Source organism: Veillonella parvula, from assembly GCF_002005185.1.
Lineage (GTDB): Bacteria > Bacillota > Negativicutes > Veillonellales > Veillonellaceae > Veillonella > Veillonella parvula_M.
On the sequence record NZ_CP019721.1, the window covers coordinates 284,368 to 299,161 of the forward strand.

Below are 14,794 nucleotides of genomic sequence, written 5' to 3' on the forward strand. Positions count from 1 at the left end.
CTCGCGTAATGATTTAAGGAAATCAGATTATGCCGTAACCGTAATACGCTCTCCTGTGCGCATATGTGTAAATACTACCTTTTGAGCCCGTAATTGGAATGGCTGTCCCGTAGGTTGTGCACCGTATAAGATATCTCCTACAAGAGGGTGCCCTATATGACTGAAAGCTACTCGAATTTGATGTGTTTTCCCTGTGTACAAACGAACTAAAACCTCTGTATATCCACATTTATTGGACTTATACACAGTTTTGTCCACATTTTGACTACTTTTATCAACATCTCCTAAGTTTATATCCACATTTTTTGCTGCTATATCCACAGAATTATTAGACTTATTCACAGAGTTATCCACAGCCTGCGAAGAATGTCTACATAGGACGGAAAAATCTGTACGAGTCTCTTTTCCCTTAGGATTCACTTCGTAATGAATCCCATCAGCACTGCGTTCCATAGGGAATACTAAAGAATCCTCATCGGCTTCTAAAATACCTTCCACAGTCGCCATATACCACTTTTCAAAGGTGTTATCATCCATTTGCTGTTGATAAAGACTTTGAGCTAACCCACTTTTTGCAATGACAATGCATCCCGTCGTATCTCTATCAAGACGATTCAAGAAACGTACTTTTCGCTTGATACCATTATCTTTAAAATAATGCGCCACACCATTGGCAAGGGATATTTGATCTTTAGAGTTTACCGTTACACCACTTGGTTTATCCACAATAAGGAGATCAGTATCTTCATACAGAATGCGTAAGTCCATTTCGATAGGGTCATGATCTATTTTTTCCTTCGCCATAGCAATCCAAATCTCGTCGCCTTCAGAGATTGCATCTTTTGGCGTAGCCTTATGACCATTAATATGAATTAATTTCTCTTCAAAAAGTTTAACTAAAGATTTTCGAGGATATCTAGTATCTAACACTTCACCAAGTGAAATATCGCATACTTCTCCAATATGCTCGGAATCACGACTTGATATGTCTTGATTGCTACTCGATATATCTCGATTTTTACTTGATATATCTTGACCATCACCTACTAGCTTTTTTCTTGCATTTTTCTTGCTAAGTACAACTTCTATATCTACAGCTGTCACGGTCCACAGAATATCATCGGGGCGATGTGTTTTTCGCGCCATTAGTATCTCCTTTCTACGAGTTCAAGATCTCGTGGCATATAGTTGAGTAGCGAACTTGGTTGAACTGCCCTCCCTCGTATGTTCGTCTGTTCAAAGGTAATGGTCAATTCTTGTTTAGGTCGAGTGATGGCCACATAGAATAAACGCTTTTCCTCGTCTTCACGACCTTCTGCAATGGCAAAGGGACTCGGGAAAGTTCCTTCGTTTAGCCCAGCCAAGAATACATGGTCAAACTCACTGCCCTTCGCTTGGTGAATGGTAATGATAGGAATGCGATCTTCATTTCGTACTTGCTGCGCAGGCTCACCCGCCGTAAGGGCCGCCATCTGTAAGATTTGATTTAATCGAGCCAAACCTGCAGGCCCTTCATAAGCCGCATCTAGTTTTTCCATGATGCGATACAAATCGCGTATATGCTCTACTTTAGCCGCTTCCCCATGAGATTTATAGTACTCTAAAACCCCCATTTGGTTCATGATATACGCCAATAATTTCGTTGGCATCTCCGTATAGGCTTTTCTACGCAATGTCGCCATTTGAGAGGCGATATCCGTGAAAGCTGCTTTATATTTATTTATAGCTACCATGCGATCCGTTGTGGTCGGTACGATTTTTTCTTTCACCGCATAAATTAAAAGCTGTGCAGTAGCCAAGATATCATCCATTGCATTATGTGTTGGCTCATGATGTATAGGGAACTTAGATGCTAGGAAGCCCAATTTATGATTTGGCAAATTAGGATAGAAACGACGGTAAATATCGAGGGTATCGTAAATAGCCTTGAACTCAGGATTGCCTAAGTTATGACGCGCCAATTCATTCGTAAAGATGGTCACATCATAGTTTACATTGTGACCTACAATAATAGCATTCTTGGAGAATTCCTTAAAGGCTTGTAGCACTATAGCTGGCTCTTCGCCGTGTTCTTGTAAATACGCATCGGAGAAGCCATGTACCTCTTCGGATTGACCAACAGGTACACCAGGATCGATAAAGCGTTCAAAGGCCTCTAAGACCTGTCCATTTTCATCGATGCGAATAGCTGCAATTTGAATGATGCGGTCTTGAGACGTATCTGTGCCGGTGCTCTCCACGTCATAAACAACTACTTCGTGCTGCTCTAAGCCACTGACAAGCTTTGCATAAGGCTCCGCCTCAAAGATAGGCATATCCATAAAATCTGTCAATTTTAAACCTACTTGGCGCGTCTCTGGGCTTTCAATCGCAGCGATACGAGCGTCACCAATACCAGCAACATATCGCTTGATAATGCGCTTCGCACTGACAGAGTCGTTTGGATTCATGAGCAGTTTGAAGTAGGCCATAACATCTTTAATTTCTTGACGTCTAAAGAATTTAAACTCGTCGATAATCATGAAGTGACGACGTTCCTCTTCAGGTCGTTCGCCGTTAAGACGTTCAAAAGAATCACTTAGCTGCTGTGCCTTTTTATTATCCCTCACGAGAACGCCGATATTAGCATCCTTCGGTAAGGCGCAGATAGCTTCGTAGATATAGCGGCCCTCAAGGTAGCTATTTTTACAACCTTTAATGAGAACAGGCTTACCCTTGCTTTCACTATTGGCACGAGGCAATTCAGTGTAGATAGACCCAACCAGGTCAGGGAACATATTTTGTAAGGTTTTGAAAGCCATCGTAAAGAGTGTCCAATTAGAACGATAGTTTTCGTAGAAGATAATTTTTAAAGGCTTGAAATCCGCATCAAATTGCTTGAGCAAGCGGAACGGATCAGAACCACGCCATTCGTAAATCGTTTGGAAATAGTCGCCACATAGTAGCACGTAATTACCTTCCCACAGCATTTCTAGAACCTTGTACTCCAGTACGCCTGTATCTTGCATTTCATCTACAGAGATATAGCTGTAACGACTGCGCCAGCGCTCGCGAACTACAGGGTCTTGGAATAGGCGATGAACACCGCAGATGAGGTCTGTAAAATCTAGGCCGTGCACGGAAGCTAAGCTTTCATCATACGCAGCAATCCATTCGTGACCATGGTTCAAGAAATCATGGAGTTCACTGTAGAGGACATTACCAAAGCTAGAGAAGAGCTGTTCAATGGCTTCGCGCTGTTCCTTCTGTAAGCGTTCAATTGTCCGCTTGTAGTCACCTACGAGATCATCAGAATAAAAGCCATATAAGGAACGATATTCTTTCACCATGGAGATAACATTAGCAAAGGACATTTCTCGCAATTTACCAGGACGGTACGGTTCAGAGAGTTCCTTGCAGTCTTCTTCGTCAAAGATGGTCACATCCGTGTACAAGGTTTCGTTGCGCTTGCCCTCTTGTTGGAGAATGAAAAAGCAAAAGCTGTGGAATGTACTAACCTCCACAGCCTTTGCAGGACTGCCCACGAGCGATTGAATGCGGCCTTTCATCTCGTTTGAGGCCTTGTTCGTAAAGGTCATGCACAAGATATTCTCCGCCTTCGCATAGCCACCCTCGATGAGATGAGCCACCCGATAAGCAAGTGTATTCGTTTTTCCCGTCCCAGCGGACGCTAACAAGAGGATATTCTGTTCCACTTCATCAATAACGCGTTGTTGTTCACGATTGATAAGCATAAAAACCTCCTGTTATTTAATGCCGTAATATATAGCAGCTAAGACCATAGGAATAGGGCCTAAAATTGCTGTTAATGCCCAAATACCCACCCCAATATCCATTGGAATATTAAGTATATGAACGCATACCCAGTAGGTTAACCCACCAATCACAACATTTATAGCCACCCGTTTAATGGTGAAAAATGCTACTTTGAAAGCAATGTAGGCTACAGCAATGGAAATAACCGCCGATATAATCGGTGATGCTAATAAAGCTCCCATACTATTATCCTTTCATTTCTTGGCGGTTCACTACGGCACCGCCTAGCGTTAATTCATCGGCATATTCGATATCGCCACCCACAGGAACACCGCGGGCAATGCGCGTTACCTTGATGCCACTTGGACTTAATAATCTCGCCAAATACAGAGCAGTTGCTTCCCCTTCGACATCCGGGTCTGTTGCGAGGATAACCTCTTGTACAACACCATCACGAAGGCGTGCAATCAATTCTTTTACGCGAATATCGTCAGCACCAATGCCCTCCATAGGGGACAAAGCGCCTTCCAATACATGATACAAGCCCTTATAATCACCACTGCGCTCGATAGCAATGACATCACGAGATGTTTCAACAACCATAATCGTCGTTTGGTCGCGATTTGGATTGCTACAGAATTCGCAAGGATCTTGAGCTGATAAGTTAAAGCAAATAGAACAGTGACGCGTAGCCCCCTTCGCTTCTAAGATAGTTTCCACGAGGCGGTCTACCTCTTCCTTCGGCATTTCTACCAAATGATAAGCCAAGCGTCTAGCCGACTTAGAACCGATGCCAGGTAAACGGCGCAGCTGTTCTACGAGCCGTTCTAAAGCGTTTGTCATTTAGAATAAACCTGTTGGCAAGTTAAGACCACCAGTTACTTTGCCCATTTCTTGAGCCAAGAGGTCGTCTACTTTTTTGCTAGCTTCATTTACCGCAGCCATTACTAAATCCTCTAACATTTCTACATCTTCAGGATCAACAGCTGTAGGATTCAATTTCAAAGATTCGATGATTTTTTCACCGTTCATCACAACGGTTACTGCACCGCCACCTACGGAAGCTTCTACAGTGCGAGTTTTTAACTCTTCTTGCATTTTCTTCATGTCTTCTTGCATTTTTTGAACTTTTTTCATCATGCCAGCCATGTTGCCCATACCTTTACCAAACATTGTATTTCCTCCTTTTAAGACATCGTCCTATACTAACATTCTAAGTCCACATCATTAACAATATATGACATAGATTTATAACATATGTGTCACCTAATAGCCCCAAGGCCAAAGGTTATTATCTAACAATTAATTTTTTATCTATTCTTCGATAACCTCGACTATGATGTCATGGTCTTCAGATAATTTTTCTAGCGTTTCCGCCAAGAGAGGATTGTTTCGTTCCTCTTCTGTCATATGCTCTGGATCCCAAGCGTATTCTCGAGCCACCGTAACACTATCGATAGCCTCTACTTCAATAGGTGCTGATGAAAGCATAGCTTTGTCATCACTTTGATGCGGGGTTTTCTCATGAGGTTCACCCCCATCAGACTTTGGGACAGCTTCCACCTCGATATGTGCACCGCTATCCATAGGGCGCTCTAACACTTCGCCATCCTCGCTGATAACAGTCACACTATCTAATGGATGTGGCGGCATATCATCTAAGGATGATACATAAGAACCCTCCATATCATCTACAGGCACATCATCAAAGGAATGAACTGGAATATCATCCCCTTCTATAGAACCTGCTAGAGACTCAATAGGAATTTCACCATCTGGCACCTGTGTCGCAGGACTACCATCAAAGGATGTAATTGGCACATCACCACCGGATGCTGGCTCTGTTTCTACGCCAGCTCCTAATGCAGTTTCTGATGCAGCTATTGTAGTTGTATTCGCACTATCACTAACTACCGTATTTGCAACGGCACCGCCGGTTTTCTTAGCTAAGAATGCCATCGCCGCAGCCTTAGCCGCGTCCACAGCTGCAGAATCAGGTTTACTCTCTTGCGAATCATTGGTTAAATCCATTTGTGTCGGTTCCGCACCGGAGGTCGTCTTTACGTCAACCATCGGTTCTTGTGGTCGTTGGGGTGCTTTTACTTGGCGTTGTGTGGTGCTACCAGCAGCCTTTTTATAGTCTTTATAAACTTGCGTGAGGGCATCCACGATTTCTACGTGTACTGCATAGCCCAGTGTATAAGTGAAAGCATCAGCTGCTTCCGCCAAATTCACTTCATTAGTCATCACATTGAGATGCAATGTATTTTTAAAGGCCATGACCGCCTTGCTTTGGTCTACATATACAAGTTGACCTTGACCAATAACGGTAGAGGTCATATTACGATTGCTATCCTTCAAGTATTTAATCACATTGGATTGTACATTGCGATACTCTTGAGCAGATAAGATTTGTTCACTAATAATGGCCTGTGTACTAACACCTTTTTTAGCACGACCTTTAGCTTGGTTTCTTGTAGGTTTTCGGGAAGCCATGTCCCCATTATTTGGCGGTGGCGCCATGCCAACCCCGCCCATCGGTGGCGGAGCCATACCCACTCCATTCATCGGAGGAGGTGTACTACCTGGTGCTCCCATCGGTGGAGGCGTCATACCTACACTCGCAGTCGGTGGAGTCATACCCACATTCGCAGGCGGTAGTGTCATGCCTACGCTGCTTGGAGGTGGCACAGTACCGACAGCAGTATTTTGAATACTACTCATGGAAGTATTCTGTACAGCAGCATTATCTACAGGAACAAAGCTGTTCGCATAGCCGCTAGGTGGACCAAATGCATTAGCACCATAAGCTGGTGTAGGAGCCGCTGGGCCTCGTTGTTCCAATTGAGCCATGCGGTTCAATAAATCATTTCGTTCAGATCGCTCAGCACTTTCTAGAGCATATATACGGTCTTCTAAGCTTTCATCAACAGAGCCTAATTTAGCACAAAGCACGAGTAGGCCCATTTCAATGATGGTTCGTGGATTATCCACTTGTTTCGCATCATTCATGATGGATTGAGCACTGCGCACATATTGGTTAAGTTCATTGAAATCAACGCTATTGGCCTGAGCTAGAAACTCATCCTTAAAGGCGTCGTATATCTTGAGTTCATCCGCATCAGGAGCCACCTTACCAACGAGCAAGGCGCGTACATGTTGAATGAGGGCTTCCATAATCTGCGTCGCATCGCGACCTTCTGCCAAAGCATCGTGAACGTAGGATAATACTTTAGGGCCATCGCCATTGCGCAAAGCATCTAGGAAGTGAATAATCCATTCCTTACTTACGAGACCGATTAACTCTTCCACCACTTGCGGTGTAATAGAGCCTGTTGCCATACCTGCACATTGGTCTAGAATACTCAAGGCATCACGCAAACCACCGTCTGCATGAACAGCGATAAGCTGAGCCGCCGCAGAATCAAGGCCAAAGCCTTCTTTTTCTGCTACGTAAGATAAACGTTGCGCGATGTCATCAGAAGTAATGCGTCTAAAGGTATAACGTTGACAACGAGACACGATAGTAACAGGCAATTTTTCAATTTCTGTAGTAGCAAAGATAAACATCACATGAGCAGGAGGTTCTTCTATGGTTTTTAAAAGCGCATTCCACGCCTCTGTAGTAAGCATGTGGGCTTCGTCTATGATAAAAACCTTTTTACGCCCCTCAACAGGCATAAATTTGACGCTTTCACGAAGAGCACGAACCTCATCGATACCACGATTTGATGCGGCGTCGATTTCAAGAACATCCATGGACTGTCCACTCAAAATCGATTTACAAGCACTACACTCGTTACAAGGGTGATCCGTTGGACCATGCTCGCAGTTGATAGCGCGCGCGAAAATCTTCGCCATACTCGTCTTACCAGTCCCCCGCGGACCGGCAAATAAATAGGCATGAGCTACCTTATCCTCCCGGATAGCTCGCATCAATGTATCAGACACCTGATGCTGACCAACTACATCGGTAAATGTCTGCGGACGATACTTACGATATAGCGCAATATATGCCATTGGAACACCCCCTTTTTCCGAAACTTACAATACTTTATTATACCATATAATAAAAACAGCGACCCGTTTATAACGGGCCGCCTATTATCACATTAACTCTAATCGTTGTTGAATTCCATAGATATCTAAGGAATCCAATTCACCGATTTTACTAATAAAATCAGATTCCATTAATTGAAGTGGTTGACTCAAGCGAACAGTTGAAGGGATCTCTAATCCGGCCACATCCCAACGCAATAACTCAAATTCCCCTTGATAATTTCGTCTTGGTGGATGACTAGTAACTTTTAAAGATAATATATACGCCTCTCGATTTTCAAAAACTATAACCGGTCTAACTTTACTATCATCATCGTCTTCAAAGGCTACGGTGGCCCACCAAACTTCCCATTCATTCGGCATAGTCCAATTCCTTAGGTAGTACTAATACATTAGACTCATTTCTATGCCCAATAAAATCAGTCTCTTTAAATTTACTTTTAAATGGCTTTATCTCAATAGCCTTATTATCATAATCTTTTATATAGTCTTTTGATATTATTATTTCATTAGAACTATAAGCTTTTTCCCATGGCCCACCCGATAAATGGCTGTCACTAACCAATGTAGATGTCGATTTTGGGCTAAAAGTTCTAACAACATCAATTATATATAATTGTTCTTCTCTAGTTAAGGATTCTCTATTACAAGGAGCAGTTGGAATTCCATTTCGTCCATGCATTTTGTATGAATCATATATTTGTTTTACAACTGGTCCAAACTTCCAAGCTTCAAATTCATCTTCTATAAGTAAATAGCCTAAACGCTTTAAACTACCAACTTGTGCAAAATACAAAAGCTTATTCAAGCGAAGATTAGTCATTAAATCCTCATTAGGATTACTATTTGCAATTTCAATCATTAACTTAGCTACATCTGATGCCTTTGCCATAGAAAATCACCTCACTTCATACTCATTATACAAAATTCTATAACATTTTCAAACCCTCTATAAAAAAAGCGGCCCCACAGGCCGCCTTGCAATATTCGATCACGACAGTCCCCGGGTTCCCCGTGGCACATGAAGGTTACCGCTTAGTGCTGCTACCTCTCAGTCCTGACACGATTCACAGGCCCCCATTGCACAGGCCCGAGAACTGCCATGATCCAATATTGCAATACAAATATTATACATGAAAAAGCCTCTATAGTCAAAGCTATAGAGGCTTTTCATATATCCTATCCAAACGATATTCAATCAAATTAAAAATTATTTTGCATATTTCTCTTTAAATGCAGCCAATTGTGCTTCTTCCAAGGACAATCCTTGTTCTTTGAAGCGTTCAATAGCAGCTTGCATTTCTTCATAGGCTACAGGCACAACTTTTGTAAATCTATTTACAAAGTTATTCCAGTTTTCTAAGATGTGACGGCCTTTAGCGGAGTTAGTATGCAATACATGTTGTTCTATCAGTTCTTTAATGCGTTTAAGGTCATCATTATTAGCAGTACGTAATTCTACGAGACCTGTGTTAACATAGCGTTCATCGCAATCAAGGATATACGCATAGCCACCAGACATACCTGCTCCAAAGTTACGACCAATTTTACCAAGCACGAGCACTTCGCCACCAGTCATGTATTCACAGCCATGATCACCTACACCTTCTACAACAGCAGTGATACCACTGTTACGTACGGCGAAACGTTCACCGGCCACACCATTGATGTAGGATGTACCAGAGGTTGCACCATAAAATGCAACGTTACCGATAAGGATATTTTCATCCGCTTCAAAGATGGATTTCTTAGGTGGGTATACAGTGATGGTGCCACCGGACAAGCCTTTACCGAGGTAATCATTCGCATCACCTTCAAGTTCTAGTGTCATGCCTTTAGGGATGAAAGCGCCGAAGGATTGACCAGCAGAGCCTTCGAAATTCAACTTAATTGTATTGTCTGGCAAGCCGCTTTCACCATAACGACGAGTCACCTCAGAACCAACCAAGGTACCTACAACACGGTTGATGTTAGTGATAGCCAATTTAGCGCGAATCGGTTTTTGATCCTCAATAGCAGGACGGCACATACGCAAGAGTTTGGACATATCCAAGGTGCGTTCCAACTCGTGATCTTGGTCAACCATGTGCATATGGCCTACAGAGGCATCGATGTATGGACGGAACAATATACGTTTAAGATCGACGCGAGACAATTTGAAGTTATCATCTTGAGATTTTTGACGCACAAGATCGATACGACCAACGAGCTCAGCTACGGAGCGAATACCTAAACGAGCCATGATTTCACGCAATTCACGTGCGATGAAAATCATCAAGTTTTCAACATATTCAGGCTTACCTATGAAACGAGCACGCAATTTTTCATCTTGTGTAGCTACACCGTAAGGGCATGTATTAAGATTACATACACGAGCCATTTTACAGCCTACCGCTACGAGAGGCAATGTACCAAAGCCGAATAACTCAGCACCGAGCATGGCTGCTACAGCCACATCAAAACCAGTCATCAACTTGGAGTCTACCTCTAATTGAACACGGTCACGTAATCTGTTGAGCATCAAGGTTTGATGAGTTTCAGAGAGACCAAGTTCCCAAGGTACACCTGCATGTTTTACAGATGTGCGACCTGCTGCACCTGTACCACCATCGTATCCGGAAATCAAGATATTATCTGCTTTTGCTTTCGCAACACCAGCAGCGATAGTACCGACACCTGCTTCAGAAGTCAATTTAACGGAAATACGCGCATCTTTGTTAACACATTTCAAGTCGTAAATCAACTCAGCCAAGTCTTCAATGGAGTAAATATCATGATGCGGTGGTGGAGATACGAGCTCAACGCCTGGAGTGGAGTGACGAGCCTTGGCAATTTCAGGATATACCTTTTTACCTGGTAATTGACCGCCTTCACCTGGCTTAGCGCCTTGAGCACATTTGATTTGCAATTCTTTTGCATGAATGAGGTAATTTGCGGTTACGCCAAACCGCCCAGATGCAATTTGTTTTACTTCGGAGTTCATGCTATCGCCGTTTGGCAATGGTTTAAAACGATCTACATCCTCGCCGCCTTCACCAGAGTTAGATGTAGAACCTAAACGATTCATTGCGATGGCAATAGCTTCATGCGCCTCTTTACTGATGGCACCGTAGCTCATAGCACCAGCTTTAAAGCGTTTTACAATAGATTCTTCAGGTTCAACCTCTTCGATAGGAATACCGCCACCTACAGGATAGTTCAATTCCATCAAGGAACGCAATGTAACGTGGTAATCGTTGCGAATCGCTTTGGAGTATTCTTTATATTTTGTGTAGTCGCCGTTGATAAGAGATTCTTGTAAAAGTTCGATTGTCTTAGGATTGAATAGATGCTCTTCCCCATCTTTTACAGGACCATACCAACCGCCTGGTTCGAGTACTGTTTCATCGGATTTGAAAGCACGTTCAAAACGAGCTAATGCTTCATGTGCTACCCCACCAAGACCAATACCGCCAATACGTGTTGGTGTATTTACGAAGAACTTATTAATGAAGTTAGTATTCAAGCCCAACGCTTCAAAGATTTGTGCACCGTGGTAGGAACGAACTGTGGAAATACCCATTTTGGACATAACTTTCATGATGCCACCTACAGCGGCCTTGATGTAGTTCTTTTCTGCCTGTTCTGGTGTAATATCGCCAAGGCGTTTACGAGCTTGCAAATCGCGAACTGTTTCAAGCGCCAAGTATGGGTTGATAGCTGTTACACCATAACCGATTAATGTACAGAAGTGATGAACTTCGCGTGGTTCACCAGATTCAAGGATGAGGCCAATTTCTGTACGCAACACTTTGTTAATCAAGTGATTGTGAACAGCAGCTACAGCCAACAACGCTGGAATTGGTGTATGATTTTCATCGACACCGCGGTCGGATAAGATCAACACATTTTGATCTGTACGAGCTACTTCTTCTGCCTTTTCGCATAAATCATTTAGCGCATCGCGCAAGCCTTCAGCACCCTTAGTAGGATCGAAGAGAATTGGCAAGGTTACGGATTTCATGCGACGACAATCAAGAGCTTTGATGGACGCCAACTCTTGGTTCGTAAGGATTGGTGTGCGCATAGACAGCGCATAGGTTCCTGCTTTGTTAGGCTCTGTTAGATTACCAGAGTTACCAAGCATAACCCGTGTAGATGTAACCATCTCCTCACGGATAGAGTCGATAGGAGGATTTGTTACTTGCGCAAACATTTGCTTGAAGTAGCTATATAGCAATTGTGGTTTATCGGACAAGATAGCTAAAGGTGCATCGGCACCCATAGCACCTACAGGGTCTTTACCATCTTTTGCCATAGGCACAATCATGCGCACAAGGTCTTCTTGAGTATACCCAAAGGCTTGTTGCTCCTTGAACAAATCCTCTACCTTTGGAATGGTACTTTCATCGGCCTGAGTAATTTCAGATAAGTGAATGACGTGTTCTTTTACCCATTCATTGTACGGTAATTCAGTAGCAACGCGATGTTTGATTTCTTCATCGGAAATGATGCGTTGTTCATCTGTATCGATGAGAAGCATTTTACCTGGTTCCAAACGGCCTTTAGCGCGGATATTTTCAGCATTTTCGTTTACAACGCCAACCTCGGAAGCCATAATAACGCGGTCATCTGTTGTCACATAGTAACGAGCAGGACGTAAACCGTTGCGGTCAAGGACACCGCCGATAACTGTACCATCCGTAAATCCCATAGCCGCAGGACCATCCCATGGTTCCATCATAAAACTATTGAACTCATAGAAATCATGTTTTTCTCGGCTCATGAGGTTATTGCGTTCCCAAGGCTCAGGAATCATCATCATAATCGCATGAGGCAAGGAACGGCCTGTCATGTGCAAGAATTCCAATGTGTTATCAAACATAGCCGAGTCAGAACCGCTATCATCTACTACGGGGAATACCTTTTTGATATCTGGGAACAATGGAGATTCCGCTTTACCTTCACGAGCGTTGATCCAGTTTACATTACCGCGAATGGTGTTGATTTCACCATTATGAACTAAGAAACGGTTAGGATGTGCCCTAGCCCAGCTTGGAAATGTATTCGTACTGAAACGAGAGTGCACCATTGCCAACGCAGATGTAAAGTCAAGGTCGCTCAAATCAAGGTAGAAGTCTCGCAATTGACCAGGTGTTAACATACCTTTATATACGATTGTTTTAGAAGACAAAGATGCGATATAAAAATCGCTAGATAATTCCTTGCTTAATGGAATGATGCGTTTTTCCGCCAGTTTACGGATGATATATAATTTACGTTCAAATTCCTTATTGTTAGTTACATCGGGACCTTTGCCGATAAGGATTTGAATCATCCAAGGTCGAATCGCAGCTGCCTCTTTACCGACCTTTGTACCATCAACCGGTACTTCACGCCAGCCGAGGACAACTTGCCCCTCTTCGCGTACGACCTCTTCGAGAATTCGTTTTTGCTCGTTACGGAGACTTTCATATTTATGAGCAAAGACCATACCTACGCCATATTCGCCAGCTGCAGGCAGTTGAATACCAAGCACTTCGCACTCACGCTTGAAGAACTCGTGCGGAATTTGTACCAAAATACCGGCACCATCCCCTGTGTCCTTATCGGCACCGGCACCACCACGATGTTCAAGGCGCTCCAAAATGCGCAAACCATCGTCGATAATATCATGAGATTTCTTCCCCTTAATATTAACAACGAAGCCCATGCCACACGCATCCTTTTCAAATTGGCTGCTGTACATGCCATTGGCTTCGAGTCTAGCTTGATCTAGACGTTGTTGCTCTATTGTGCTTTGCTTCATATCCATAACGTGCACTCCTTCATATCACTTGATCATTCCAAGCACTGCGGCATCGTTCCGTTCGGTCTTGGTAAAAGTATAACTAACAAACTATTTCTCTATAAAATTATCAATTTAACATTCTATAGAATTTTATGTCTATACACAGTATACTCCTGTCCACTGTGAATTGAAAATATAAAAAAAACATAGTCTATGCTTTTCATGCATAGACTATGAGTTTTTATCACTATTGTTTTTTGTATACAAGGATACAGGGATAATAAGCTTCTCATCCAATAAATACGATAGTCTTATTATTTTGAGTGGAAAAATCAACAGTTATTTTTCTCGACCAAAATTATCCCCTACTTCACAAGTAATCGTAATAGCTTCATCCTTACCATACGGTACAAAGGTTAGCTCCGATGCGTGCAAACATTGGCGTGTATAGGGCTTATTGCGCGTACCATACATAGCATCACCAATAATAGGATGGCCAATATGTTCCATGTGAACCCGAATTTGATGAGTTCTGCCAGTCAACAATTTAAAACGTAACAGAGTATTGTCTCCTTCATAACCGAGAACGGTATATTCCGTTTGAGCAGGCTGACCAAACTCATCGATAACACGGCGATTATCGAATACTGGATCTACCCCAATAGGCTCATCTACCATGCCATCCGCATCAATATGACCTTCTACAAGTCCTGTATAAATACGATCGATACGACCTGCTTGTAGCTCATCCGTATAATATTGTTGTGCTTCCTTTGTTTTACCAAATAGAATACACCCCGATGTATCTCGGTCGAGGCGATGCACAGGGCGAACCTTATGAACTACACCCTTTTTCGCATAATAACCAGCTATATAATTGCTTAAAGTGCAAGACTTTGTTTGCCCTGCTGGATGAACGAGCATAAAAGGAGCTTTATTTACAACTAAGGTATGAGCATCTTCGTAGAGAACGGTAATCGGCCCCTTTTCTACATCAACCCCATAATCCTTATCTTGTGGTAACTCCAAAGTTAATACATCACCCTTTTTAAGTACTCGCTGCGAATGAGCCACACGGCTATTAACTTTTACCCGTTTCTTGCGAAACATCATTTGGATATCCCGAGAGGATAAGGAAAATCGTTCCTTTACATATTTAGAAACCGTCAACTCAGTTGGTTCTTTCACCGTATATGTTTTCCAACTCAT

Annotated in this window: 10 protein-coding genes and 1 other RNA gene; all 11 read right to left on the reverse strand. The window is 42.9% G+C overall.

Annotated features, from left to right (window positions below):
* Nucleotides 1-27: 27 nt before the first annotated feature.
* The 11 genes from B1A77_RS01415 to B1A77_RS01465 all read right to left on the reverse strand — a co-directional run bounded on the left by B1A77_RS01415 (nt 28) and on the right by B1A77_RS01465 (nt 14,794).
* On the reverse strand, nt 28-1,146 hold the full coding sequence (locus B1A77_RS01415; protein ID WP_004698309.1) for an RluA family pseudouridine synthase: 1,119 nt from the start codon (nt 1,144-1,146) through the stop codon (nt 28-30).
* Nucleotides 1,146-3,734, reverse strand: coding sequence for a 3'-5' exonuclease (locus tag B1A77_RS01420; protein ID WP_004698172.1), 2,589 nt, complete (start codon nt 3,732-3,734; stop codon nt 1,146-1,148). The genes B1A77_RS01415 and B1A77_RS01420 overlap by 1 nt, the downstream gene beginning before the upstream one ends.
* Before the next feature lie 12 nt (nt 3,735-3,746).
* Nucleotides 3,747-3,998 (reverse strand): hypothetical protein, encoded by a 252-nt coding sequence (locus B1A77_RS01425; RefSeq protein ID WP_004698280.1) that lies wholly within the window; start codon nt 3,996-3,998, stop codon nt 3,747-3,749.
* Between the two features lie 4 nt (nt 3,999-4,002).
* Nucleotides 4,003-4,599, reverse strand: a complete 597-nt coding sequence (recR, locus tag B1A77_RS01430; protein WP_004698249.1) for a recombination mediator RecR — start codon at nt 4,597-4,599, stop codon at nt 4,003-4,005.
* Nucleotides 4,600-4,929, reverse strand: a complete 330-nt coding sequence (locus tag B1A77_RS01435) for a YbaB/EbfC family nucleoid-associated protein (protein WP_004694913.1) — start codon at nt 4,927-4,929, stop codon at nt 4,600-4,602.
* Between the two features lie 141 nt (nt 4,930-5,070).
* The gene (gene dnaX, locus B1A77_RS01440; protein WP_004698235.1) at nt 5,071-7,776 is read right to left on the reverse strand and encodes a DNA polymerase III subunit gamma/tau; all 2,706 of its coding nucleotides are present in this window, start codon (nt 7,774-7,776) and stop codon (nt 5,071-5,073) included.
* An 87-nt stretch (nt 7,777-7,863) separates the two neighbouring features.
* The gene (locus tag B1A77_RS01445) at nt 7,864-8,178 is read right to left on the reverse strand and encodes a type II toxin-antitoxin system PemK/MazF family toxin (RefSeq protein WP_077707683.1); all 315 of its coding nucleotides are present in this window, start codon (nt 8,176-8,178) and stop codon (nt 7,864-7,866) included.
* On the reverse strand, nt 8,168-8,707 hold the full coding sequence (locus B1A77_RS01450; protein WP_077707684.1) for a Panacea domain-containing protein: 540 nt from the start codon (nt 8,705-8,707) through the stop codon (nt 8,168-8,170). Before B1A77_RS01450 ends, B1A77_RS01445 begins: the two co-directional genes overlap by 11 nt.
* Before the next feature lie 105 nt (nt 8,708-8,812).
* An RNA gene (ffs, locus tag B1A77_RS10305) (signal recognition particle sRNA small type) lies at nt 8,813-8,912 on the reverse strand.
* 113 nt (nt 8,913-9,025) lie between these two features.
* A complete protein-coding gene (gene gltB / locus B1A77_RS01460) occupies nt 9,026-13,609 on the reverse strand; it encodes a glutamate synthase large subunit (protein ID WP_077707685.1) in 4,584 nt (1,527 codons plus the stop codon).
* Nucleotides 13,610-13,924: 315 nt separating this feature from the next.
* Entirely contained in the window at nt 13,925-14,794 is an 870-nt protein-coding gene (locus tag B1A77_RS01465) for an RluA family pseudouridine synthase (protein ID WP_077707686.1), read from the reverse strand.

What these genes read in the sequence shown, in the direction of transcription:
- B1A77_RS01435 (WP_004694913.1), bottom strand. Translation starts at nt 4,929, where the DNA reads ATGTTTGGTAAAGGTATGGGCAACATGGCTGGCATGATGAAAAAAGTT.
- B1A77_RS01420 (WP_004698172.1), bottom strand. Translation starts at nt 3,734, where the DNA reads ATGCTTATCAATCGTGAACAACAACGCGTTATTGATGAAGTGGAACAG.
- gltB (WP_077707685.1), bottom strand. Translation starts at nt 13,609, where the DNA reads ATGGATATGAAGCAAAGCACAATAGAGCAACAACGTCTAGATCAAGCT.
- B1A77_RS01415 (WP_004698309.1), bottom strand. Translation starts at nt 1,146, where the DNA reads ATGGCGCGAAAAACACATCGCCCCGATGATATTCTGTGGACCGTGACA.
- B1A77_RS01465 (WP_077707686.1), bottom strand. Translation starts at nt 14,794, where the DNA reads ATGAGTTGGAAAACATATACGGTGAAAGAACCAACTGAGTTGACGGTT.
- B1A77_RS01445 (WP_077707683.1), bottom strand. Translation starts at nt 8,178, where the DNA reads ATGCCGAATGAATGGGAAGTTTGGTGGGCCACCGTAGCCTTTGAAGAC.
- B1A77_RS01425 (WP_004698280.1), bottom strand. Translation starts at nt 3,998, where the DNA reads ATGGGAGCTTTATTAGCATCACCGATTATATCGGCGGTTATTTCCATT.
- recR (WP_004698249.1), bottom strand. Translation starts at nt 4,599, where the DNA reads ATGACAAACGCTTTAGAACGGCTCGTAGAACAGCTGCGCCGTTTACCT.
- B1A77_RS01450 (WP_077707684.1), bottom strand. Translation starts at nt 8,707, where the DNA reads ATGGCAAAGGCATCAGATGTAGCTAAGTTAATGATTGAAATTGCAAAT.
- dnaX (WP_004698235.1), bottom strand. Translation starts at nt 7,776, where the DNA reads ATGGCATATATTGCGCTATATCGTAAGTATCGTCCGCAGACATTTACC.